This is a genomic window from Oceanobacter sp. ABM4_470 (assembly GCF_056158645.1).
In genome coordinates this window covers 603859-628697 of sequence record NZ_JBSWTR010000001.1, presented here as the reverse complement: position 1 = coordinate 628697, position 24839 = coordinate 603859, and the positions used below count along the sequence as shown (strand labels likewise).

The following is a 24839-nucleotide window of genomic DNA, read 5'->3' as shown; positions in this document are numbered from 1 at the left end:
CCATTTATTGGCCCTGACCGTTTTGGCGGCCACGAAATGGAATCACCGACGGGTAGTATTTGTTCTCAAAGTCTTGTGGGAACAAGGGTTTGTCGTAGTAGTAGCCCTGCACCGTGTCGCAGCCTTTGCGGCGCAGGATTTCAGACTGTTTCAGGGTTTCTACCCCTTCGGCCGTCACGGTCAAATCGAGGCTTTTGCCCAACGCAATCACCGCCATCACAATTTGCTCGCTGCCACTGTCTTCCGCCAGTTCGGTAATGAACGACTTGTCGATCTTGAGTTTGTCCACCGGCAAGCGGCGCAAATACGCCAGCGACGAATACCCGGTGCCGAAGTCATCAATGGCCAACGTGATGCCACGACTGCGCAGCTCCTGCAGTTCTTCCAGAGCCGAGTTGGCCCGCTGCATAATAAAGTCTTCGGTAATTTCCAGCTCAATGTCGGCGCCTTCACAGCCCGTGTCTCGCAGAATATCAATCACTTCAGAAGCAAACTGACCTTTTTCCAGGCGGGTGCCAGAGAGATTAATGGCCACGCGTCCAAAGCGGATATCGCGATCGCGCCAGCTCTTGGCTTGTTCACACGCTGTGCGTAACACCCAATGTTCCAGCGAAGCCAGCAAGCCGGTTTTTTCGGCCACCGGCAAGAAGTCCCCCGGAGGCACCACACCCAGTTCCGGGTGACGCCAGCGCACCAGCGCTTCAACCCCGCACAGTTTACCGGTGCTCAGGTCGATTTGCGGCTGATAGCTGAGGAATAGCTCACGGTTCTGAATGGCACGGTGCAGTTCATAATCGAGTTTCAGCAACTTGGCGGAGTGCTGGCTAACGTCGTCACTGCTGAAGCAGTGGGTGTTTTTGCCCGCGTCCTTGGCCTGATACATGGCACCGTCGGCTTTCCGCAGCAGGGTTTCGTAATCTTCGCCGTCGTCCGGATAAATGCAGATCCCAGCACTGGCGGTGACCCGCACGGTTTCGGCTTTAATGTTGAAAGGCACGTCGAGCTTGTCGAGCAGTTTGTCGGTCAGGCGAATGACATCATCGACATCGTGAATATCTTGCAACAGCACCACAAATTCATCACCGCCCAAGCGGGCCACCAGGTCTTCACGACGCAGCTCGGTACGGATTAATTCCGATACCTTGATCAACAGCTGATCCCCTGCATGGTGACCCAGACCATCATTGACGTATTTGAAGTTGTCGAGGTCGATAAACAGCATGGCGAAGCGCATGCGACGCCGCTGAGCCCGGGCAATCGCTTGCTCAACCGACTCGGCAAACAGCACCCGGTTAGGCAAGCCTGTCAGGGTATCGTGATGGGCTAGCTGCTCCAGCTTGCGCTGGTTGGCCTTGATGTCGGATATATCGATAAACGAATACAAACAATGACAGGACGCCATCGGCGAATGCATACCAACGCTGTCGTCCTCAACATGGCTAACCGACAACCGAATTGGAAACAGCTCGCCATTCTTGCGTTTGGCAAAGTGCTCGCCGGTCCAGCGTTCGTCCCCTTTCTCGACCTTGAAGTGGTCGCGCTGCTCTTCCGAGCCGCCCAGGAAGATACTGGCTCCCTGACCAATGATGTCGTTGCGGTCAAAGCCGGTCAGGTCCAGAAACGTCTGGTTCACATGCTCGATGCAGTACTCGGTGTCGGTAATGACCATGGCTTCGCCTGAGTCCTGAAAGGCTCGGGCAAAGTTACGCAGTTCTTTTTCACTGTGCAGGCGCTGGCTGATGTCCATGACGGTTGCCGAAACTTCCAGCTCGCCGTCCATGTCCACCGGGCTCAGGCTGATTTCAAGTGGGATCTTGTGGCCCTGCTTGTGCCTGCCGTACACGTGGCGGTCGTTAACGATCGACAGTCGCGACGGCTGCTGCAAGTAATCGTGCCGCATTCGCTGATGCGCCTTGCGCCCATGCTCAGGAATCAGCACTTCCACTTGTTGCCCCACCAGCTCACCTTCGTGATACCCGAACATGCTGTTCAGCGCCGGGTTAGCCAGTACGATTACGCCGTGATTATCAACAATCAGAATGCCGTTGATGCTGCTTTCCACCAGGTTTTGCGCCCGTGCTCGTACCTTCAGCAGGTCGCTGGTCATTTGTCGCAAACGTTCCGAAATTTCCAGTCGGGCACTGGTTTGACGATGATGATGACGGGAGTGCAGCAGCGCCATTGCCAATAAACACAACAGCAATGTCACCGGTGCGCTGACCATCAAAATAGAACGGCAGATTTGCCATTGCATGGCTGTCAGGGTCTCGGCCGATACAAACCGCACCAGTTTTACCCGAGGTGCGTTGGCGGCATTCGCCAGAGCCACGGTCGACCAGGTCCACAGGTTGTCGCGCTCCAGTAAGCCATCGTTTTGCATCCAGATGGTTTCCCAGGCATCCGGGTGGCTCTGCCCCAGCCGCTGCGGCTGGTCGAACATAAAGCCCCACTCCTGCTCGCTGCTGAAGCCACGTAAATAATCACCGCTGGCGTTCAGCACCAGACCTGTAGAGACGGATTCCGGCGTGTCCGGGTTGATTTGCAAGGGGTCGATTTGCTGGTTAATGACGACAATGCCACGGGCGACGCCATTGTTGTCGAACACCCGCATGGCAAGCCGCACCATCGGCCGGAAAGGCTGTTCTACACGGCCGTTTTCCATGTTCAGGTCGATGTCCGAAAAATACACCTGGCCGCGCAGTAACTGGATAGTCTCAGAGAAATAATAACGCGATGATTTGTCTTGTAGCTCGCCATCGGGCAGGGACAACACCTCGCGACCAAAGCGCTGCAAGCGGACTTGCTCTCGGCCGCTTTCGTCGAGCCAGCGCACCTGATGAAACTCCGGATGTCGGTTAATGATCTCGCGTAGCATGGGCGCTACCAGTGGCTCGGGGTGAGGATCGGCCAGAGCGGCCGAAAATCTGGCTTCCCCCGACAGCGACTCCAGAATGTTGACCGCCCCTTGCAGGTAACCTTCAAACCGCGCCGACATGCTCAGCACCTGAGCGTGCTCACGGGATACCAGTTCCTGAGCTTCCTGATGCAGCTGCAAACGACCAATGGTCCAGCTACTGAGTGCACCTACAGCGATCAAGCTAACAACCGCGACGACCATCTGTTTGCGCAATGTCATAAACGTCCTCATCGTCCCTGTCCTTCGGCAAGATGCCGGGAGTCTTGTGGGGCTCTCCTAGCAAGCTCACAACAGCTTGAAACTGTCAGAGCGATCAATAGAGCCCCGAAGGGTCATCCTTGCAGTAAAGAACAGGGAGAGAGGAAGTCCACCTGCCAGTCACAACTGGCAGGCGCTGGTTTTGGGCTTGGCTATGTAACTTTGTAGCTTTGTTTTATTCGCTTTGACCGATGGGGACATCTATTTAATCCGGTGCTCACTCTGGGCTACCGGGTGGTTTCGAATCACGAAGCCGACTTGCAGGCCTGACGGGTCAAGTCAAAAGTCGGCGACACAGAGTCGAGATCATCCGGCAGCCCCCGCAGGGCGCGGGTTGCCGCCGCCCAGTGCGGTGTTGACGAACTTGAAAAGACTCGACCGGACAGGTTCGTCATTTCGCTGCATCCGTCGCCTTGCACTGAACAACGGCAACACTCGCGCAGAGCCGTGCAGGATTAAATAGATGTCCCCTGATGCACCAGCTGACCCAGGGTGCGCAAGGCTTCTTCCAGCTTGTCGTTCCAGGGCACTGCAATGTTAAGACGCAGGTAGTGGTCAAAACGATCGCTGTTAGAGAACAGACTGCCCGGCACCACGGTAATGGAACGCTCACGAGCCAGGTGGTAGAGCTTGGTCGAGTCGATGCCGTCAGGCAGCTGAATCCATAAGCAGTAGCCGCCGTTGGGGCATGAGATCAGGGTTTCTTCCGGGAAGAAACGGCGAATCTCCAACTTGAAACGGGCGAAGTTTTCGGTGATAACCTGCCGCAACTTACGTAAATGACGGTCGTAGTGGCCGTGCTGCAAATACGACTGCACCGCATATTGTGACAAGGTACTGGCCGAGAAAGTGGTGAAAGTCTGTTCTTTAACCACTTGTTTGAAGTGCCGCCCCGGCAAACACCAGCCCAACCGCAAACCGGCCGACAGGGTTTTCGAGAACGAGCTGCAATACATCACCCGGCCATCGGTGTCCCAGGCTTTCAGAGCCGAAAAAGCACCGTCTGCGGCGCGGGCGCTGTTTGGCCCTTTATCGCCAATAAATGCCAACTCGCCGTAAATATCGTCTTCCAGCAAATCAATGTCGTAACGGCGGGCCAACGACACCAATTGCTTCTGTCGTGCCACCGGAATAATCGAACCGTGCGGGTTGGAAAAGCGTGCCGTCAACAGCACGACCTTGATCGGCCACTGGCTCAGCGCCAGCTCCAGCGCTTCTACGCTCATGCCGGTTTGCGGGTCGGTCGGTATTTCCAACACCTTCAGGCCCAACAATTCGGCCAGCTGCAAAAAGCCGTAATAACACGGTGACTCGACCGCCAGCAGGTCGCCTGGCTTGGTGGTGGCGCGCAAACACAGGGTCAGCGCTTCAACGCAACCGTGCGTTACCACGATTTCGCTGGCGCCACAGTGCACGCCGGCATCGCGCATGCGCACCGCCAGCTGCTGCCGCAAGGCCGGATACCCCGGCGAAAACTGGTACTGCAACACTTCATCAATGTGATAACGCGCCGCCTTCTGAATGTGCTGCTGCAACTGCCGCTGAGGCATCAGCGAATCTTCAGGAATCGTTGCCCCAAGGTTCACCATGCCGGGCGTCTTCAACTCGTCCAACAGCTCGGTAATCAGATCGACCTTGGTGACTTTGGTGGGGGTTTTCTCCGGTTCAGACACTGGCAGCCGAGGCTCGCCTTCCGGGTCGTTGGCGGCAAATGCCGAGCGCACGTAATAACCGGATTGCGGCCGAGCCTGTAACCAGCCCTGATCTTCCAGCCAGGCGTACGCCTGCGACACCGTGGAAATGCTGACGCCTTTCTGGGCACTCATTTTACGGACACTGGGAATCTTGTGGCCGACCGGAAACACGCCAGACTGAATGTCAGCGGCAAGGCTATCGGCCAGTTGAAGGTAAAGCGGTTTTTCCAATGTACGTTCCAGCATGAGGGTGTCCTGAATAACAAAAGGGTCAGCGTCGGGCTCTGTATTGAGGGGGTGTCCCGCAATAAAAGAACCGCGCCGTAACGGCTGTCCTGAGTGGTTGAAAAGTATGTCAACAGCATACGCCCGGGGCTTGAAGCATGACCAGTACAGTTTGTTGCTTTTTGGCCAGTTCAGTTAACTGTTACGTCATTCTGTACTGGTATTTCCCCTTGATTCTGCCGCTAACCGCAACAGTTGCGCTGTTGGATACTGTGATCGTCCCATGATCATTCGCTCACAGGAGGGCGCCATGACACATTCGCTTACCGCTCAATTACCCGTTTCTGACCGCAATATCGAGAGTAAAGCGGCCATTGATACCAACAAGCGCACGCTGACACTGGGTATTCTGATTACCGGCGCAATCGCCGCTGCGATGGTGATGGTGGCGTCTGGCTGGTTGGCGCTGGAGCAGTTTTCCAGTCATACCCTGGCGTTTGGCTCCAGTGCCATGACCGGTGTGCTGGCCATGCTGTGGTTGTCGGTACGCGGCTGGGATTTTCCGTCGTCGGCTAACTGGCCGTGGATCGGCATCACCAGCGTGCTGGCCACCCTGCTGCTGCCGTTTGCCACTCTGAATGCGGTGACAGAACTGTCGCTGGGCTGGGCCCTGCTGTCATTGGTGGTTGCTCTGACGGTTTATCAGTTGGGTAGCCAACTGCTGTTGTTCCGCCGTACCGATGCCATGGTGGCATGGCAGTTTGTGGTGTCCCTGCCGCTGTGTGCGCTGCTGTTTGGTCACTCGCTGGGAATGGATGCCGCTGCCATTGACGGTGTGCACAGTGCCTCGGGTATTGATGCTGTCGCTATGGCACTAACGGGCATTGCCCACGCCGTTATCTGGCAGTGTGTATGGGCTCGTAGCCGTCGTCGTACCGCACGCTAAGCCTATGCTGACCAGTCTGGCGGGTATTCTGCAAAGAAGGCCGCCAGACTGAATTCTGCTTTCACCTGCTCGGCAAAATCGACCCGCCGAATGCGGCGGCTGTCGATCCCCTGATAGCCCATCTCGGCCAGACAGGCCATACAAATGCCCGACGTTTTGCCATCCGCCAGTTGCGGCTCCTGGGTCGATATGCTCGCCAGTACGTCGACGTTCTTATGCCGCCACTGATCGACCTCGTGACAACTGGAAACATGCCACTGAGGGTATTCAACTCCCGTTTGCCGAACCCATACGCGTCGATTCTTGTGCGCCAATGTGCGGTCTTTCAGCAGTAACAAACGGCTGGCTGGAATCACCAGCCCCTGCTCTGCCAGGACTTTCAGTTCCTGATGACTCAAGTGCCGCTCAGGGTCGTACAGCTCGAACGAGCCAGTGTCTGCCGCGCCCATGGCTTGTCTCAGTTGTAGCCACTCGGGCTGCTCGGAAAAGTCCACCAGCTTCACGCTACAGCACCTTGTCAAGAATGGTGGCGATGCGGCCTTCGGCATCGGTACGCACCCGAAATTCAACCCGGCGTGAGCCTTCCGCCACTTCGTCGCCTTGTTGGTCGCGGACCGGCTTGGCCGATGACAGGCCGTTGGCGGTCAGGTGGGTTTTCAGCCAGTTTTTGTCCTGCTCCACAGACGACAACTCCAGCACGTAAGCCAGTGTCGAACGGGTACGTTCCTGCGACAGTTCCATGTTGCGAATGTAGGCTTCGTCTTCGTTTTTGGCGCCGAACCAGCCCGATGAGGTATGGCCTTCAATACGCACTTCCAGAATGTCTTCGCGGTAGGATTCACCGGTAATGATGCGAATATAGCGCGGGAAAAAGTCTGCCAGTATCTGCTGAAATTCAGGCTTCAGGTCGGCATCGCCCTTGTCGAACAGCACATCGGTGTTGTTAAAACGAAACGCCAGGTCTTCGTCCAGCTCAGCGCCCCAGCGGGCCATGTCGTCGGTGAACTCGGTTTGCAAATCCTTGTACAACTGGGTGCGTAACTGGTCGTACAGAATGGCGACGTCGCGCACCTTGTTACGCTCAGTTTCGACGTTGACCATAAACACCATCGACACCAACATGAAGACCATCATCAGCCCGGCCATCAGGTCGGCTACCGACAACCAGTGGGCTTCACCTTCCGGCGCTGGCTGGCCATCCAGCAGGCTGCTTTGATCACTCATGCACGCGCTCCGCGGTTTGCACCAGACGTTGCAGTTTGTCAGTCAGCGGGCTGTAGTCGGAAACAAATTTCTCGGACAAGGCGCTGAGTTGAACACCCAGCGATTTCAGCGACTTGTTCAGCTCCGCTTCGAGGGACTCGTCCAGCACCACAAACTGACGCTCGACGCGCTCGCCCAGTTTTTGCAGCTGGTAGAGACTCTGTTGTTGCTGGTTTTGCAGGTTTTCCTGAGTGCTGGCCAGTTGCTGCTGCCACTGGTTTTGCAGCTTGGTCTGGGATTCGCTCAGCTCACTGCTAAGCCAGCTTTGCTGTTTTTCAACCGCATCGGCCATGCCCTGAGTCAGACCCAACACTCGCTGCTCAAGCTGAGGCAAGCCATCAGCGGCACTGGTAATCAAACCGGCCAGGCTACCCAGTTGCTGTTGCAAACTGTCACGCTGGGTTTCCATCGCCGTCAGCAATTCTTCCAACGAGGCCGATATGCCGTTAAAGGCATCGGCGTGGCGCACCATGTATTCAAACGACTCAACCGCCGACTTCATCGACTCGGTGCTGCGCTGCTGTTCATCAATCAGCTCGGTAATCTGCGCCTTGTACTGTTTTTGCCAGTCCAGCATGGAAATCACAGACTCGTTCAAGCGCTTGAAGTTATCACCGTACTGTTCGTTGATTTTGGTGTTGAACTCGGTCATCACTCGCTCAATGGCCTCAACCAGCGCCTTGGCGTTGGCTTCTGCCATGCGCTCCTGATAGTGCTCCAGCGAGTGATTGATTTGCTCCAGCTCCTGCATCAAGGCCTTGTGCTGGCGCTCCCCCTGACTGCTGGCGGCAGTCTGGAAGGCACTGATGGCCGCGGCGGCATTGTTATCGCGGGCCAGTTGGTTCATTTCTGTCAGCGACAGCTTCATCTTGTCGAGGGATTCCAGCAGGTCACTGATGGTCGCCCCCTGCTGCTTTCCGGTCGGCGCGGTCAACTGACCGAACGCGCCGCGCACCTTGATACTGAGCGCTCCCAGCAAGCCGACAATGGACGACCAGAACGCGGTTTTCAGGCCTTCCATCAGGGTGGGTACACTGGCCTGAATGTCCGTCGTATCAAACTCGGACAAACCTAACGCAACCCCCAGAAAGGTACCGAAGATACCCAGCGAGGTCAGAATATTGGGGGCAACATCCAGGGTTTTGCCACTGAACCGCCAGAAGTGAAAACCTACCGTTAACAGGCCAATGGCGGCCATCAACAGCAGGGTCCAGCCAGACAGGGATTCCATCATGGGACAACTCATGCATTCGGTGATTTTGTATGAGTCTAGTCCATGCTGACTTTTTTGCGCCGGGCAATAGCGATAGTATTCTTATCAATAAAATCAGGCATGCAAAAAAGGAAACATCATGCTCATCAGCAATATGGAAGTCGTCCCTGGCAAACGCATTACCCAGCACCTGGGTCTGGTACAAGGCAGTACAGTGCGCGCCAAACACGCCGGTAAAGACATCATGGCCGGTTTGAAAAACATCTTTGGTGGCGAACTCAGCAGCTACACCGAGCTGCTCACCGAGTCCCGCGATGAAGCGTTGGCGCGCATGCAGGAGCAGGCCCGTTCACTGGGTGCCAACGCCGTCGTCAACGTCCGCTTTTCTACCTCTTCCATTGCCGCCGGTGCCTCTGAGCTGTTTGTGTATGGCAGCGCAGTGATCATCGAGGATCGCTAACATGGGCGAGCTACTGTTTCAGGTTGCCCTGTTTCTGGGGATGCTGTCGCTCGGCTACCTGTTTGGCCGCCGCAATGAACGCAAACACTACCGCAGTATTCAGGCTCGGGAAGACGAGCTGCGCTCGTTGCTGGTGCTGAGCACCAAAATTCCGCCACGCTCAATGCTGTCCCACTCCAGCGAGATGGTCAGTGGTTCGGTGGTTATTTCGGTGGATTATTTCAAAACCGTTGTGGCCGGTTTGCGCAGTTTGGTTGGCGGCCGCGTCGGCGCTTATGAAAGCCTGCTGGACCGCGGTCGACGCGAAGCCATTCTACGCATGCAGCAAGAAGCCAAAATGCTGGGGGCCGATGCGGTCCTCAACCTGAAGCTGGAAACCAGCCGCATTGGCGAAAACGCCGGCAAAGGATTGGGGTCTATCGAGGTGCTGGCTTATGGCACCGCTATGATTCCGACTCAAGCTTCTGCGCCGGACAACCGCTGAATGTCGCAGCCAACCCTGCCCGGCGGTAATCCCAAGCCGCCGGAACACATAAACAACGCCCACAATGCACCGGTAAAAGACCTGCTGGTACTGGCCACCGGGGTCTTGCTTACCCTGTTACTTGCCACACTGGCGCTTGCCTACAGCGCGCGCTGGATTGCCCCTTTCATTCCCTACCAATGGGAGCGGGATCTGTTTAGCGATACCCATGTGCCATTTGAGCAAAGCAGCGCAGAAGATACCGCCCATACGGAAAACGACGCACAGGCAGACGCCAAACAACAAGCCCTGCAACAGCTGATGGACGATCTGACAGCCCACCAGCCAGACCGGCTGCCGGTGACCGTGCATTACCTCAGCGACATGGACATTCCCAACGCCTTTGCCACCCTTGGCGGCCATGTATTCGTCAGTGCAGGATTATTAAGAAGCATCGACAGCGAAAATGGCCTGGCAATGGTGATGGCTCACGAATACAGCCATGTACAGCAACGCCATCCGCTCAAACTGGCGCTGGAACAGCTGACCGTCGGCATGATGATCAGTCTGGTAACCGGCGACACAGCCGGGTTGGCCCAGCTCACCAGCAGCGTGACACTGTTGTCCTTCAGCCGCGATATGGAACGTGACGCCGACCGCGATGCTCTGCTCATGCTGCAACAGCATTATGGCCATACCCTGGGTGCCGAAGAGTTTTTTGAAAAGATGCTCGACCAACACGGTGAATCCCGTTGGCAGACTGTGTTTCAGACACACCCGATGACGTCCGAGCGACTGGCGGTCATCGCCAAACAAAAACAGGTAACCGGCAGTAAGGCTCAACTGACTGCATTACCCTCAGAATTACAAATCAAAAGCCATTTTCTGAATACCGGGAAAGCTAACAAGGAAACGGAATGAACTTCTGCAAGATCGCCCTGATTACCACCGCTATTTCCACACTGATATTGGGAGGCTGTGCCAGCAAGTACGTCACTCCTGATGAGAATACGCCACAGGCAACACTGGTTGTGAACAACTACGAAAAGACCAACTCCATTCTGAAGATGAGAGTTAATCAGGTCTTTATCGGTGTTATTGGCGAAGATAAATGCTCAGAGACTGCAATTGTTAAAGGTATTCAGTCTGAAGAAGCTCAGGTTCCCGTGATGATTACTGCGGATAAAGCCGTAACCGTCGGGATAAGACATACATGGGGAAGCACCTTTTGTTTCGCCGCCATGGGATTTGAGCCTAAGGCTGGCCATACCTATCAATTACATGACCACGTGATGCGAGACGGGTGCGCTGTCATGGTGACAGAGGGCCAAGGCGATGATGAAAAGCCAGTAGCTGGCTTTGCAGTTTCGAATTCGGTGATAAAGGAATTCACATTCTGCATCGACGAAGAGAAATAACGCCCACAAAAAAGGCCTCATCAGAGGCCTTTTTCATTCAGCAACCGACTAATCAGCCTTTGCTGGCTTCCAGGTTGTCCAGGTACTTCTCAGCATCCAGCGCAGCCATACAGCCAGTGCCCGCAGAGGTAATGGCCTGACGGTAGATGTGGTCAGACACGTCACCGGCAGCAAACACACCTTCAACACTGGTTTGAGTCGCGTTGCCGTTGGTGCCACTGTGTACTTTCAGGTAGCCGTCGTTCATTTCCAGCTGACCTTCGAAAATACCGGTGTTTGGCTGGTGACCAATGGCAACGAAGATGCCGTCTACGGCAACGTCTTCAGTTTCGCCGGTTTCGCGGTTTTTAATGCGCATGCCAGTAACGCCCATGTCGTCACCCACCACTTCGTCCAGCTCGCTGTTCCACTTGATGGTCACGTTGCCGTTCTTGGCTTTTTCCAGCAGCTTGTCGGCCAGAATCTTCTCGGAACGGAAGCTGTCACGACGGTGAACAACCACGACTTCAGAAGCAATGTTGGACAAGTACAGAGCTTCTTCAACTGCGGTGTTACCACCACCGATCACAGCCACTGGCTTCTTGCGGTAGAAGAAACCGTCACAGGTAGCACAAGCAGAAACACCCTTGCCCTTGAACGCTTCTTCACTTTCCAGACCCAGGTACTTGGCAGAAGCACCCGTACAGATGATCAGAGCGTCACAAGTGTATTCACCGCTGTCGCCCTTCAGGTAGAAAGGACGCTGCTGCACGTTCACTTCGCTGATTTGGTCGAACACGATTTCGGTTTCAAAACGCTCGGCGTGCGCCTTCATGCGTTCCATCAGCTCTGGGCCCTGAACACCCATGGCATCGCCAGGCCAGTTATCCACTTCGGTGGTAGTGGTCAGCTGACCACCCATTTGCATACCGGTGATCATCACAGGATTCAGGTTGGCGCGGGCAGCATAAACAGCAGCGGTGTAACCCGCAGGGCCAGAGCCCAGAATCAACAATTTAACGTGGCGTGGTTCGCTCATTTCGATCTCCAGATGTGACGGCCCGGTAACCAAAGCCCGTATAGCAGCTTTGATTTTTAGACTTCTTTGAAAGGTTGCAGACTATATATAGGCAACTACTGCAGTTTCAATAGCTGCCTTATACAGAAAGCAAATAACCTAAGGGGACATCTATTTAATCCGGTGCAGTCTCTGGGCTACCGGATGGTGTCGAATCACGAAGCCGACTTGCAGGCCTGACGGGTCAAGTCAAAAGTCGGCGACACAGAGTCGAGATCATCCGGCAGCCCCCGCAGGGCGCTCAGCTCTGGCGACTACCCGACCTCGTCGTCCTGGCTGACATCGGATTCCTCCGATTGGCTCTGGCATCACGCTGTTACGGATTTTAATCGGTTCACCCCTGCACCCTTGGATTTGTTGCCTATACTCAAAACGCGCTTAAAGCGAGAAAGGTCAACAGTCATCCAACACTATCGATGCCTCACGGCCGTCCGATGCCTTGCAGCCGTTCGATGCCTTACAGCCGTTCGATAATAGTCCGCCACCTTGCCAGCACTACGCCGTTCCATAACGGACGTTCGAAAAGGAGCCTTTGAACCATGTGGGAGTTTTGTTCTCGTTGTTCACCCCGCACATTGAACTTCATCAACCAGGCCGGCTGGCTAACCAGCATTGCCATCCTGATGTTTTCCGGCGGCTCGATGCTCGCCATGGCCACCAGCCTGACGTTGTTTGCCATCATGACGCTGCTGCGGTTTGGCCAAAAACAGTTTTTGCAGCAGCAACGGGGGCAACTGCACGGTGTACTGAACCAGGTGAATCAGGGCGATCTGAGCCCAAGACTGGCGCTGAAAAACGCCGATGCAAACATGCGTGAGATGTCCGGCAACCTGAACTCGTTTCTGGATCAGGTTGAAAGCTACATCCGCGAAGCCGAATCTTCCTTTCGGGCCGCCAGTGAAGAAAAGTTCTTCCGGGCGCCAGACTGCACTGGCCTGAAGGGGCAACTGAACGACTCCCTGAACAACATCGCCGTGGCCTTCAAAGCCATCGAAGAAGCCAACTTCCTCAGCAACAACAAAGAACTCGACCGCGACATTGGCCACACCAAAACCGAAGGTTTGCTGACCAACCTGGCCCGCAATCAGGAAGACCTGGGAAAAGTGGCCAATGAAATGACCGCTGTTGAAAAACAATCCGCCACCGGGGTACAACTATCGACCGATGCGTTGAACCGCATTCGCGGAGTGGTGGGCGACCTGCAACAACAGTCGGAAAAAGCCAATTCCATTCACGGTAATGCCGCCGAACTGCGCGACCACACCGAAGAAATCGCCAAAGTGCTGCGTCAGATCGATACCATTGCCGAACAAACCAACCTGCTGGCTTTGAACGCCGCCATCGAGGCCGCCCGCGCCGGTGAGGCCGGCCGAGGCTTTGCAGTGGTGGCCGATGAGGTGCGTGCACTGGCCGCCAACACCCAATCTGCAACCGCCAACATCAGCGGCCTGATGACTCATTTTCAGACATCCTCCAACGCCATGGCAGACGCCGCCAGCGATATGGTGGAATCGACCCGCTCGGTGACCGGCTCAACCTTGCAGTTTGAAACCTCGTTTGGCGAACTGGCCAGCATCGCCCAGCGCACTTACCAGAAGATCAGCTATTCCGAGATTGTGAGCTTCGCCTCACTGATCAAGGTAGACCACATGATCTATGTGCAAAACGGCTATCGGGCCATTGAAGCAGGCCCCAGCAGCGATGCCTGGCGCGCGGTCGATTGCGACCACCACAGTTGTCGCTTTGGCCAATGGTATGAAACCGGCATTGGCCACCAGTATTTCAGCCACTTACCCTCGTACAAGGGCATTGAGCCACTGCATAAATCCTTGCACGAGGAAATGGCAAAAATCCTCCTCGCTGTTAGACAGCCCGACTGGCAAAACAGCCTTGAAAGCCACGACAACGTGCGGATGGGATTCGAACGCATTGAAGACGTCAGCAACCGTTTGATTGGCATGATTGATCAGTTAACCGATGAAAAGCTGCGCTTTGAAAGCTCGGAAAGCAAAAGCGAAGTCGAGCTGTTTTAAGGACCCTCTGAATAACTCTGCCCAGCTCTCGGCTCTGGCTTTCTGCTTCGCCCTACCTCCTGCATCCATGCAGTCGTGCGCGAGTCCTGCAGGCTGTCATTGGCTCTTTACAACGCCCCCGCGGCGAATGCAGCGGAATGACGAACCTGTCCGACCGAGTCTTTCCAAATTCGCCAACACCGTTCTGGCGGCCTGCAGGCCGCGCCCAAAGGGGATGGCAGGGCACCATGGCACACGGCTCTGGAGCTGTAACCCGCGCCTGGCACCTCCTATGGGTTAACCAACCACTCCACAAAAAATTACTTCTGCCACTTCACATCAGCAGCAATTAGAGCCATATTGAATTCATCACCCACGGAGGGAGGGAGACGTTGCCAGTCTACCCGTTTGAAGTTCATGCAGTGGTTCGCTGCTGCCCATTGCCTGCTTGCAGGCCACTCTCAGAGGCGCTGAACGTGCAACGCTTCCGGGGACTTGCCGACTCATTTCATGGCCGTCAGACAAGCTCCTCAGATACCCTTCACGCAGCTGCTTTACCCGCTCCTTCAACTTCGCCCTTGAACCACCCTTCAATTCAATCGCGAACCCAACCACTAGCCCAACTGCTAACTCAATTCGCCGGGCTTCTGCCCAAACAATCGTCCAAACAACCGCCCACACAAGCACCAAACCAACCGTTATGCCCTGCAACCGGCCTTGCGCCGGTACATCTTTCATTCCGTTTTTGTTCCGATCACCTGACATCAGGAGAGCGTCTTTATGGCCGCACGCAAAACCGCCGCAAAAATGTATGTGCTGGACACCAACGTGCTGATTCACGACCCAGCCTCGATTCACAAATTCGAGGAACATCAGGTCGTTATCCCAATGACCGTGCTGGAAGAGCTCGACAAACTGAAGATCGGCAAGGCAGGCATTGCCACTGACTGCCGCGAGGCCATTCGCCAGATCGACCAGATTATTGGCGATGCCAGCCCGACCGAAGTATCCAAAGGGGTGCCTATTCAACGCCCTGACGGCAGCACCCAGGGTACCTTTTCCATCCTGTTGGACGGCTTTGACAGCCGTAATCGCACCCTGCCGCTGGACCTGAACGACAACAAGATCATCAACAGCCTGGTTGCGCTGCAAGAGAAAAACCCGCGCCGCGACATAGTGCTGATTACCAAAGACATCAACATGCGCCTGAAAGCCCGGGGCTGTGGCGTCGGCGCGCAGGACTACCAGAACGACCAGCTGCTGACCGATGTGTCGCTGCTGGAAACCGGCTACCACACCTACCCCGGCTCCTTTTGGGACAGCCAAAGCAAGGTAGAAACCTTCCACGACACCTCCGGCACCTTCCACCGTATTCCCCGTGCCGATCTGCCGGAAGAGCTGTACATCAACCGCTTTATCGTCGACGAAGCAGGCTTTATTGGCAAAATCGTCGACCTTGGGCAGGAAATTGCCGTATTGCAGGATCTGCCTGCCGAACAAATGATGTCGCAGTGCGCCTGGGGCCTGAAACCCCGCGACCTGCCACAAGCGATGGCGCTGCACCTGTTGCTGGACCCCAATGTGTCATTGGTGACACTGAGCGGCCAGGCGGGTTCGGGTAAAACCATTCTGGCGCTGGCCGCAGCCATTGAAATGACCGTTGCCACCCAGCAGTTCCGCCGCATTATCGCCACCCGCAGCACCCGCGGCCTGGACGAAGACATCGGCTACCTGCCGGGCACCGAAGCAGAAAAAATGGAGCCCTGGCTGGGCGCGATTACCGACAACCTGGAAGCCCTGCACAGCGATGACGAGCACCAGAATTCCAGCGTCGACTACATCCTTCAAAAGGTGCCGTTGCAGTTCAAATCCCTGAACTACATTCGCGGCCGCAGCTTCCAACACAGTCTGATCCTGATTGATGAGTGCCAGAACCTGACGCCACACCAGATGAAGACCATCATCACCCGGGCAGGGGCGGGCTCCAAAGTGGTGTGCCTGGGCAACCTGGCGCAGATCGACACTCCATATCTCAACCCGATCAGCTCTGGATTGACCTACCTGATTGAACGCTTCAAGGAGTTTAACCTGGGCGGCACCATTCATTTGGAAGGCTCGCCACGTTCACCGCTGGCGGAATACGCGGAAACGCATTTGTAAATTGCCATGAATTACCCTGAAAAACAGCGGTGGGGACATGTCCCCACCCTACCCGCTACACACAGGCTTACATTTACCTCACATACCCAACACCTGTAGGAGGAGGCTTGCCTGCGAACCGGGCCGCCAAGCAATACAGCACCAAACCGCTGCTACCAACAAATTCATCCGCACGACCGTGACTTTCCTGACTGCTGTCTATACTGATCCAGACAAGTGGACTTTTTCTCGCCCAATGGGCCGCTGTTTCCCCATGACGAGTGCCAGTCCCTATCTCTCTTAACGGATGTTTATGGACGATATTATGGCAATCATTTCCCGTAACCCGGTCTGTCGCTGGTTGGTAACCGTACTGTTAAGCCTGGCCCCATTTCAGCTACTGGCTGCTGACGCCAAGGGTGAGGACTCCGAATACAAGATTTACGAGTTGGAGTTCGAGACCGATTCCAACTGGACCAGCGTTGAAATCCGCGACGATGCGGTGTTCGTTAACGCACCGGTTGGCACCAGCATGAACCTCACCTCCAAAGACGGCTTGCGCTCGTTTACGCTGTCGCCGCAAAAGCTACATTTGCGTTCTCGCAGCCGTGGCCTGGTGAATATGAACCTGTTCGTACGCTCGAAAAACAACGTCCTGGGGCTCACCCTGTGCAAAGGTTCTCGCAGCAGCTACGCCAAAATAAGCTCCGACCAGAGCACCCAGAAAAACGACATGAAAGAGCAGGACCACTGTGAAACCGCTGCGCTGGTGCTGAATCTGTTCTGATCCGTTATGCTGCGCGCTCAACAGCCAGCACCGGACTTCCCAATGATTAAACGCGTCGCGATTTACTGTGGTTCCCGTATGGGCAACGACCCGCAATTTGCCGAGGCAGCCGCCGCACTCAGCGGCTACCTGGCCAGTCAGGGCGTCGGTATCGTCTATGGCGGCAGCTCCGCCGGACTGATGGGGATTGTGGCGGATGCAGCGCTCGCGGAAGGTGGTGACGTCATTGGCGTCATGCCAGATAACCTGTGGATTCAGGAACGCGCCCACAAGGGGCTGACCCAGCTTGAATTCGTCAGCGGCATGCACCAACGCAAGGCCCGAATGGTTGAACTGGCGGATGCTTTTATCGCTTTACCGGGCGGTATCGGCACACTGGACGAAATGGTTGAGGTGTTGTGCTGGTCCAACATAGGCGACCACAACAAGCCTTGCGTCTGCTTTGATGTGAACGATTTCTGGCAGCCCTTCTTCACCCTGATGGAGCACATCCAACAACAGGACTTTGCCCATCATCAGGTGCCGCTGTTAAAAGCCACGCAACCCGCCGAGTTATTGACCCTGTTGAACGAGCACGCCGCCGCCTGAGGATTAAGGTTGAGCGAATATCGCAGCGGGGCCAGAGCAGTCGGGCTCAGAAAGTCCCCAGCAGATGGCGACTCTGGGCCGCAAAGCCCGCACCGACTTCGGCGTAGTAGTTGAACACCACATCCACGCCCATCGCCAGCAGTTCATCCCGTTCGTCGTCATAGCGCGCTACGGCGGCAATCCGACCGGTATAGCCCGATAGCCGCAGCATTTCGAGGGTGCTCTTCATTTCCAGATGGGAGGGCAGCGCCATCATAATCAGATCAATATGGCCGTCAGAGCAGCCCATGCTCTCCCAGAACTCCATATCGTCGGCGTCACCAGCCACCACATTGATACCTTGCTTGCGCAACCGGATCACCCGCTCAGCGTCCGATTCGACGCCACAAATGCGTGACCCGAATTCATCTTCCAAAGCCTGATAAGCGCCCTTGCCCACACGCCCCATACCCAGAATCAGCACACTGGCATTGTCCGGGCGCTCGTAAATGGCGTGCGCACCAGCCCGCTCGAAACGGTTGATCGACGTTTTGCGCAAGGCATACACATGGTGGGCACGACGGTAAATAAACGAACTCAGGACGAACGACAGCGACATGGCGACAGCAATGATCACCAGCCAATCCTGACTCATCCAGCCTTTTTCGGTACTCAGACTGGCAACGATCAAACCGAACTCACTGAAGTTGGTTAACGCCAGGGCACTCAGATACGACGCCCGCCCGGAGACCCGAAACATCACCAACAAACCGAAGAACAGGCCAAACTTCAGCAGCAAGGTCAAAGTCAGGGCAACAACCGGCAGCACCATGTCCCAACTTGGTAGCGCGGTAAAACCAATCGACAGGAAGAAGCCAATCAGGAACAGATCCTTGAAGCCCATCAGCGACTTGTAGATTTCAGACGACTTGGGGTGAGAAGCCAACAGCATGCCAATAATCAAGGCACCCAGATCCCCTTTCATATTCACCAGATAGAACAGCTCACTGCCTCCCAGCGCCAGGAAAAAACCCAGCAGCGGCAGTAATTCATCGTGTCCAACCCGGCTGACCATACGGTGCAGCAGCGGTTTCAGCAGCCACAACGCCAGCAAGCCAAACGCCAGAACCGAAGGCACCTTGCCGGTGGAAGCCACCAGGAAAATGACTGCCACGATGTCCTGAATCACCAGAATACCGACCGCCAGCTTACCGTGACGGGCTTTCAGCTCGGAGGCCTCCTCCAGCATTTTGATGACACACACCGTGGACGAAAAGCTCAGCGCAAAGCCGACCAGAATGGCGGTGGTCAGTGGCAGCTGCAAATAACTGCTGATACCCAGCCAGCCCAGCAGCACCACAAAACCGGCGATTAACAACGTCCAGACACCGGTGTGCACCACACTGGTGGCCCACACTTCGGTTTTCAGCAGTGCTTTGACATTCAGCTTCAAACCGATGGTAAACAGCATCAGGGTAATGCCCAGATCGGCCAGCTTTTGCAAACTGGAATCTGGCTGCATGCCCGCCGCATGGAGGCCAAACCCCGCCAGCAAATAACCCACCAAAGGTGGCATCCCCAGCTGCTTGACCACAAAGCCGCACACAAATGCCACCAGAATCCAGACAAAATCCATTCGGTTTTCCTTAATTAAACAGCCACAAGGTTCAAGGCCTAACCCCTTCCAGCATCAAACACACTCGCCTGACCAACATTGACGGGCCGCAAAAGAGGTGCTGGTGAGCGTCATTTTGGGTAAAGTTTGCGCGCTCATATTACAGGTTGGATTCCCTTGCTAGAAATTCTTTATAAAGACGAGTACCTCGTCGCCATCAACAAGCCCAGTGGCCTGCTGGTGCATCGCAGCGAAATCGATCGTCATGAAACACGCTTTGTATTGCAACTGCTAAGAAACCAGCTGGGGCAGCGGGTCTACCCGGTGCACCGTCTCGACAAGCCCACCTCTGGCGTACTGGTGTTTGCACTATCGAGTGAAATGGCCAGCCTGATTGTCGACCAATGGCGCGAACGGGAAGTCGAGAAGCGCTACCTGGCGATTACCCGTGGCTACATGCAGGAGCACATCCACCTGGACTACGCCATGAAGCCCCCTGTCGACAAATACGCCAAGCACGAAGTAGACAAGCCGGCTCAGGAAGCCATCACCGACTTTTACCTGAAAGCCACGGTGGAAATCCCGGTCGAAATCGACAAGTACCCTCAGTCCCGTTATTCGCTGGTTGAAGCCGTGCCCAAAACCGGCCGCAAACATCAAATCCGTCGTCACCTGAAACACCTGTCGCATCCCATCATTGGTGATGCACGCTACGGCAAGGGTCGCCACAGTCGCTACTTCCGTGATCACTTCGATGCTGGCCGTTTGTTGCTACACGCCTGGCAGTTACAGATGCAACATCCTGTTACTAACGAAACGCTCACCTTTGTGGCCCCTCTGGACCCCATCTGGAACCGCCTGATCGTCCGTTTTGGCTGGCAACAACAGCTGCCAGAAGCCTTGCACCAGGAAGACAACCAACGCCCCTCAGAAGACTGCTCTGTGACGGGGCAATAAGCCCGATTTCGAGGCAAATCCGCCAGTCAAGCGGCTGGTGGATAACTTTTCACCAATTCACGTCAACTTCCCTGCCGAAGGCAATTTTTTTCGATTTAACCGCATTTTTGCCCGCAAATTCCGATTTTTACCCTTGACTCAGGGTTACCCACAGATTCTGTGGATAAATTTGGGCATAAATTATTCAAAAGTGCCGCAAAGCCGCATTATTACTGGCTTTCTGACGGATTGGTCGGTTTTGCACCAGATTAATTTTTCCTTATTTTTCAGTAACTTATAAAATATACAAGTATTTTATAGCAGTCTATTGACAAATCTCTAGCGAGCAAATTTTCAATTTACAGCGATGTGAATAACGCCTGGCCAATATTATTTTTTCATCTTTCACGCAAAAGATTGCAGTCAAGACTTGCAGGAAAAAATTTTTCCAATTTGCGCCATCGGGATCAACAAAGCGGTACAAATGCTCTGTGGATAATTCGGGGGACAAGAATCCGCGCCAGCCAGAAGTTTATTGCACATTTGTTAAACAATCCTGAACGCGTCAGATTCTTATCAAAAACAGTTTAAAAAACAGCCACTTGACGGATTATTAACCAAAGGTGCAAATGCCACTTTGTTACAAATGAGAAATCGATCAAAAGTTGGACTGTGAATAATTGACTCGCCCTGACTCATACCATGGTATGTAAGGGCGAATTTTCGGGCAGCACCGATCTGAAACAGCGCTGAATCTTGCCCACAGCCTCCAGTTAATCCACAGATTCTGTGGATAATTGTGTGCATATAGCCTTTAAAAACGCTTCAGGCCCAAGCGATGTCTATCCCTCCCTTTGTTTGTCTATTTTTTAACCAACCCGTCATTTTCAGCGGTTTCCAAAATGGCTTTGGAGGGTTTCTTACAGACAACAAAAAACCCGCCGTGGCGGGTTTCTCTGACAGGGCTCTATCCCCCCCTGTTAACACAGGTACATCACCGGCACATCGCGGGTTCTGTTACAAAACACCGAGCGCCTTGGCCATCTCTTTGGCCGGCATATAACCCGGGTACAACTGACCGTCTTCGGTGAAGATAGCCGGTGTGCCATTCACACCCAGCTGCTGGCCCAGTTGATACTGCTGCGCTACTGGCGTGGCACAACCGTTACCCGCCTGCATGTTGCTGACCAGCGTCTGTTGCAGCTTTTCAACCTTGCCCTGCAGCGCGCTGTTACCAGCGCGTAACTGGCGACCCAGGCTGTTCAACTGCTGTTGGTCGGTTTTCATTTCGGTCATAGCCGCTGCGCGGTCGTCCTGACACCAAACGTAGTTGATCTTCTGGTAAGACTGAGTCGGTTGGCCGGTCTGACGGTCAACGATGCCGGAACGAGGATACGCCAGGTAGCGCACCGTAATACCCAGATCATTCAGCTCATCGACTTCCTGATGCAGCTTCTGACAGTAACCACAGTCGATGTCGGTGAACACGTTGATCAATGCTTTCTGATCGCCCTTGGCTTCAAACACCACGGTCTGATCATTCGCCACAGCGGCCAACGCCTTGGCACGTTTCGGATTCAATCGAGCCTCAGTCACGTTCACAGCGCTGCCACCGTCGATACGAATCACTTCGTCACGATAGATCAGGTGGCTGGCGTCTGGCGTCATATAGAGGAATGGGCCGCTTTCCATGGTGACTTCCAGAATCTGGCCATTGGCGATCAGATTGGCTTCAGCCACCTTGATGTGGTCACCGTAGATGGTTTGCAAACGGGCTTCCGCCACGTCGCTGATATCTTCTGCAGAAGCCCCCAGGGCAGCATAGCCAAGCCGGATACCAGGCTGGCTAACATCAATTTTTTCATTGTGACACTTACCTTGTCGTCGCTCGTCGGCCTTTGAACGCCAATCCTTGATCGGGTTCCCAGCCTTGAATTCAAAGTAACAGACTAACACCAATTTCTTACAGGCATAAAAAAACGGGCCAAAAGGCCCGTTTTCTCGATATAAGGTTCGTGAGAACCAATTATACCTTTTCTTTAATACGTGCAGACTTACCGCTACGCTCACGCAGGTAGTACAGCTTGGCCTGACGAACGTCACCACGACGCTTAACAGCGATGCTGTCAACCAGTGGGCTGTGAGTCTGGAAGGTACGCTCAACGCCAACACCGTGGGAGATCTTGCGGACGGTGAAAGCAGAGTTCAGGCCGCGGTTACGCTTGCCGATTACAACGCCTTCGAACGCCTGCAGACGCTCACGGTTACCTTCTTTAACCTTAACCTGTACAACAACAGTGTCGCCAGGGCCGAAAGCAGGTACTTCGCCTTTCAGCTGAGCAGTTTCGATCTGCTGAATGATTGGATTCTTGTTGCTCATTGCATTGCTCCTTAACAGTCTGCCGAGCCGGTGTCTGGTGTGTGGCCGTGCTCGCGCAGATACTCTGTCAATAATCTATGTTGTTCGTTACTCAGTTCCAGCGTTTCCAGCAAATCCGGACGTCGCTCCCAGGTTCGGCCCAAGGACTGTTTCAACCGCCACTGGCGGATCTTTTCGTGGTTGCCGCTCAGCAACACCTCGGGAACAGCTTCGCCTTCGTACACTTCCGGGCGGGTGTAATGTGGGCAGTCCAGCAAGCCTTCCATAAAGGAATCCTGCTGGGCCGATAAATCGTGCCCCAATACACCTGGCACCAGACGAATCACGGAATCCATCAGCGTCATGGCAGCCAGTTCGCCACCGCTGAGTACAAAATCGCCCAAAGACCACTCTTCGTCGATTTCGCGCTCAATCAAACGCTCATCAATGCCTTCGTACCGTCCTGAAACCAGAATCAGCTTGTCTTCTTGCGCTAATTCAAGCGCGCCTTGCTGATCCAGCTTGCGACCTTGAGGTGACAAATAAATCACCTTGGCCGGTTTGCCGGGATGCTGGTCGGCTGCTTCACGAGCAGCCCGAATGGCGTCTTGTAGCGGCTGAATTTTCATCAGCATGCCAGGACCACCACCGTAAGGACGATCATCTACGGTCTGGTAGTTGTCGTATGCGTAATCACGCGGGTTCCAGCGATTGACCGAAACCAGGCCCTGCTTCACCGCCCTGCCACTGACACCGTAATCGGTGAGTGACTGGAACATCTCCGGAAACAGGGAGACCACTCCAAACCACATCGTCTTGTGCCTCTATCCGACCGTGTACGTCGGTTAGTAATCTGCTTCCCACTCCACCTGGATCTGACCTGCATCCAGGTCCACATCCAGAACGATGGCATCCACAAAAGGAATCAGGCGTTTTTGCTTGTCGATGCTGCCTTCGCAGCTCTTAACAGCAACTACCTGGTTACCACCGCCAGAGTCGAACAGTTCTTTCACCTCGCCCAGCAGCTGACCATGGGTATTGACTACCTTCAGGCCTTCCAGCTGGAACCAATAATGTTCATCTTCTTCGGGCTCGGGCAATTCACTGGTGTAAACAGCAATTTCGGTCTGGGACAAAGCCAGCGCCGCATCACGGTCGTTCACGCCTTTGATTTTTGCCACCAACCCCTTGCTTTGGGTATGGCCAGTTTCCAACTCGAACTTGCGCCACTCGCCATTAACGTTCAACAGCCAGATTGGGTAGTCCAGTATGTTGGTCATTGGATCGGTAAAGGAATACACCTTGACCCACCCCTTGATGCCAAACGCGGTGGTGACTTTGCCAAGAATGGTGACTTCCTGGGTGGTCTCCATCGCTCCCTCCACTAACACGCCTTAGGCTTCAGCAGAAGCTTTTTGAGCTTGCTTGATCAGCTTCTTAACGCGATCAGTTGGCTGGGCGCCTTTACCCATCCAGTATTCAACGCGTTCCAGATCCAGACGCAGCTCTTCTTCCGCACCACGGGCGATAGGGTTGAAGAAACCAACACGCTCAATAAAACGACCGTCGCGTGGGCAACGAGAATCTGCAATGTTGATGCTGTAAAAAGGACGCTTTTTGGAGCCACCACGGGCCAAACGAATAACTACCATAAAAAAGATCTACTCCGATCGATTTATCAAGCGGGAAAACCAGATACCGCAGGAGGAAGTTCCTGCAATCCGGGAGTCCCGGTGGCGGGTTTTAAAATCGCCCACCGTTCAACATCTTTTCGGTACAAACAGTGGCTAAAAAAGCTCGAAAACGAGCCTGAAAACCACCGAACGGACAGAAAAGGCCTATTCAAAGGGTCGCGAATTATGGACTGTCTTGAGCGATATGTAAACGGCAAATCCAAAACAGTTGACAGTCTTAGCTATCGCCCCCTGGTGAGTCCATAGTGAGCCCCATTTATACAGCCGCCATCTGAGGCTATGCTCGAAGGGACATCCATTTAATCTGAAGCCTCTGACTCTGTATAAAGGAACCCAACATGCGCGCCATCACGATTCCGGCCGTTCTCACCACCCTGTTTGCCAGCCTGATGTTCACCGCCCACTCCGGCGCTGAAGAAATCACCAGCCTGAAACCGTTTCAGGGCAAACATCGCATCATCATTGCCGATCAGGATGACAACAAACGCTGGGTCAAGACCTTCAAGCAGGAAGACCTGCAACTGACCTTGCGCAACGTGGTCTGGCTGGTAATTGACAGCGACCGCCAACAGTTGATTGACTCCAATTCCCACCACACCCTCTCCGATGAGCTGGTGATGAAGCTTTCGTTCAGCCCGTATCTGGCACCCCCGAAAACCCGGGTGGTTTTGATTGGTAAGGATGGAGATATCAAGGAAACCTACGATGAGCTGGATATTGGCGCCATCTACGACGACATTGATGAAATGCCCATGCGTCAGCGGGAAATGCGTCAGCGGGAAATGCGTCAGGAAAAGCTGAAACAATAAGCCTCTT

The 24839-nt window shown here is 54.6% G+C and carries 23 protein-coding genes; 11 read left to right on the top strand and 12 right to left on the bottom strand.

Features of this window, described 5'->3' with window-relative positions:
• Positions 1-4: 4 nt before the first annotated feature.
• Positions 5-3136, bottom strand: coding sequence for a bifunctional diguanylate cyclase/phosphodiesterase (locus tag ACXADJ_RS02730; protein ID WP_475062793.1), 3132 nt, complete (start codon positions 3134-3136; stop codon positions 5-7).
• A 494-nt stretch (positions 3137-3630) separates the two neighbouring features.
• Complete coding sequence (locus ACXADJ_RS02725) at positions 3631-5115, bottom strand: aminotransferase-like domain-containing protein (RefSeq protein WP_475062790.1); 1485 nt, start codon at positions 5113-5115, stop codon at positions 3631-3633.
• Between the two features lie 289 nt (positions 5116-5404).
• On the opposite strand from ACXADJ_RS02725, the gene ACXADJ_RS02720 reads away from it, so the two are divergent.
• Positions 5405-6040 carry a hypothetical protein gene (locus tag ACXADJ_RS02720; protein WP_475062788.1) on the top strand — a complete coding sequence of 212 codons (636 nt, stop codon included), beginning with the start codon at positions 5405-5407 and terminating at the stop codon, positions 6038-6040.
• A gap of 2 nt (positions 6041-6042) precedes the next feature.
• Here ACXADJ_RS02720 and ACXADJ_RS02715 read toward each other — a convergent pair whose 3' ends face one another.
• The 3 genes from ACXADJ_RS02715 to ACXADJ_RS02705 are packed head-to-tail and all read right to left on the bottom strand — an operon-like array spanning position 6043 to position 8537.
• Complete coding sequence (locus ACXADJ_RS02715; protein ID WP_475062786.1) at positions 6043-6543, bottom strand: hypothetical protein; 501 nt, start codon at positions 6541-6543, stop codon at positions 6043-6045.
• A gap of 1 nt (position 6544) precedes the next feature.
• The gene (locus ACXADJ_RS02710; protein WP_475062784.1) at positions 6545-7264 is read right to left on the bottom strand and encodes an OmpA/MotB family protein; all 720 of its coding nucleotides are present in this window, start codon (positions 7262-7264) and stop codon (positions 6545-6547) included.
• Positions 7257-8537 (bottom strand): hypothetical protein, encoded by a 1281-nt coding sequence (locus ACXADJ_RS02705; protein ID WP_475062782.1) that lies wholly within the window; start codon positions 8535-8537, stop codon positions 7257-7259. Before ACXADJ_RS02705 ends, ACXADJ_RS02710 begins: the two co-directional genes overlap by 8 nt.
• 118 nt (positions 8538-8655) lie before the next feature.
• Between ACXADJ_RS02705 and ACXADJ_RS02700 the strand changes: the two genes are divergently transcribed.
• The 4 genes from ACXADJ_RS02700 to ACXADJ_RS02685 are packed head-to-tail and all read left to right on the top strand — an operon-like array spanning position 8656 to position 10857.
• Positions 8656-8976: a YbjQ family protein gene (locus ACXADJ_RS02700; RefSeq protein ID WP_475062780.1), complete on the top strand. Its 321-nt coding sequence runs from the start codon at positions 8656-8658 to the stop codon at positions 8974-8976.
• Position 8977: 1 nt separating this feature from the next.
• Positions 8978-9460 carry a YbjQ family protein gene (locus ACXADJ_RS02695; protein WP_475062778.1) on the top strand — a complete coding sequence of 161 codons (483 nt, stop codon included), beginning with the start codon at positions 8978-8980 and terminating at the stop codon, positions 9458-9460.
• Positions 9461-10360, top strand: a complete 900-nt coding sequence (locus ACXADJ_RS02690; protein WP_475062775.1) for a M48 family metallopeptidase — start codon at positions 9461-9463, stop codon at positions 10358-10360.
• Positions 10357-10857, top strand: coding sequence for a hypothetical protein (locus ACXADJ_RS02685; protein WP_475062773.1), 501 nt, complete (start codon positions 10357-10359; stop codon positions 10855-10857). Before ACXADJ_RS02690 ends, ACXADJ_RS02685 begins: the two co-directional genes overlap by 4 nt.
• Before the next feature lie 52 nt (positions 10858-10909).
• On the opposite strand, the gene trxB is transcribed toward ACXADJ_RS02685, so the two are convergent.
• On the bottom strand, positions 10910-11875 hold the full coding sequence (trxB, locus tag ACXADJ_RS02680) for a thioredoxin-disulfide reductase (RefSeq protein WP_475062770.1): 966 nt from the start codon (positions 11873-11875) through the stop codon (positions 10910-10912).
• 578 nt (positions 11876-12453) lie between these two features.
• Here trxB and ACXADJ_RS02675 point away from each other — a divergent pair.
• The 4 genes from ACXADJ_RS02675 to ACXADJ_RS02660 all read left to right on the top strand — a co-directional run bounded on the left by ACXADJ_RS02675 (position 12454) and on the right by ACXADJ_RS02660 (position 17440).
• Positions 12454-13947, top strand: a complete 1494-nt coding sequence (locus ACXADJ_RS02675) for a methyl-accepting chemotaxis protein (protein WP_475062768.1) — start codon at positions 12454-12456, stop codon at positions 13945-13947.
• 759 nt (positions 13948-14706) lie between these two features.
• Positions 14707-16086, top strand: a complete 1380-nt coding sequence (locus ACXADJ_RS02670) for a PhoH family protein (RefSeq protein WP_028294547.1) — start codon at positions 14707-14709, stop codon at positions 16084-16086.
• A gap of 304 nt (positions 16087-16390) precedes the next feature.
• Positions 16391-16852 carry a hypothetical protein gene (locus ACXADJ_RS02665; protein ID WP_475062764.1) on the top strand — a complete coding sequence of 154 codons (462 nt, stop codon included), beginning with the start codon at positions 16391-16393 and terminating at the stop codon, positions 16850-16852.
• Positions 16853-16894: 42 nt separating this feature from the next.
• The gene (locus ACXADJ_RS02660) at positions 16895-17440 is read left to right on the top strand and encodes an LOG family protein (RefSeq protein ID WP_475062762.1); all 546 of its coding nucleotides are present in this window, start codon (positions 16895-16897) and stop codon (positions 17438-17440) included.
• Between the two features lie 46 nt (positions 17441-17486).
• On the opposite strand, the gene ACXADJ_RS02655 is transcribed toward ACXADJ_RS02660, so the two are convergent.
• Positions 17487-19055 (bottom strand): cation:proton antiporter domain-containing protein, encoded by a 1569-nt coding sequence (locus ACXADJ_RS02655; RefSeq protein WP_475062760.1) that lies wholly within the window; start codon positions 19053-19055, stop codon positions 17487-17489.
• A gap of 156 nt (positions 19056-19211) precedes the next feature.
• On the opposite strand from ACXADJ_RS02655, the gene truC reads away from it, so the two are divergent.
• The gene (truC, locus tag ACXADJ_RS02650; protein WP_475062758.1) at positions 19212-19991 is read left to right on the top strand and encodes a tRNA pseudouridine(65) synthase TruC; all 780 of its coding nucleotides are present in this window, start codon (positions 19212-19214) and stop codon (positions 19989-19991) included.
• Between the two features lie 996 nt (positions 19992-20987).
• Here truC and ACXADJ_RS02645 read toward each other — a convergent pair.
• The 5 genes from ACXADJ_RS02645 to rpsP form a co-directional block, all read right to left on the bottom strand.
• Positions 20988-21926, bottom strand: a complete 939-nt coding sequence (locus tag ACXADJ_RS02645) for a DsbC family protein (protein ID WP_475062755.1) — start codon at positions 21924-21926, stop codon at positions 20988-20990.
• A gap of 70 nt (positions 21927-21996) precedes the next feature.
• Complete coding sequence (rplS, locus tag ACXADJ_RS02640; protein ID WP_475062753.1) at positions 21997-22350, bottom strand: 50S ribosomal protein L19; 354 nt, start codon at positions 22348-22350, stop codon at positions 21997-21999.
• An 11-nt stretch (positions 22351-22361) separates the two neighbouring features.
• Positions 22362-23141 (bottom strand): tRNA (guanosine(37)-N1)-methyltransferase TrmD, encoded by a 780-nt coding sequence (gene trmD / locus ACXADJ_RS02635; RefSeq protein WP_475062750.1) that lies wholly within the window; start codon positions 23139-23141, stop codon positions 22362-22364.
• Between the two features lie 33 nt (positions 23142-23174).
• Positions 23175-23702: a ribosome maturation factor RimM gene (gene rimM / locus ACXADJ_RS02630; RefSeq protein ID WP_475062746.1), complete on the bottom strand. Its 528-nt coding sequence runs from the start codon at positions 23700-23702 to the stop codon at positions 23175-23177.
• Positions 23703-23723: 21 nt separating this feature from the next.
• Positions 23724-23981: a 30S ribosomal protein S16 gene (gene rpsP / locus ACXADJ_RS02625; protein ID WP_028294554.1), complete on the bottom strand. Its 258-nt coding sequence runs from the start codon at positions 23979-23981 to the stop codon at positions 23724-23726.
• 380 nt (positions 23982-24361) lie between these two features.
• Here rpsP and ACXADJ_RS02620 point away from each other — a divergent pair, with 380 nt between their 5' ends.
• The gene (locus ACXADJ_RS02620) at positions 24362-24832 is read left to right on the top strand and encodes a DUF4174 domain-containing protein (protein ID WP_475062743.1); all 471 of its coding nucleotides are present in this window, start codon (positions 24362-24364) and stop codon (positions 24830-24832) included.
• Positions 24833-24839: the final 7 nt, after the last annotated feature.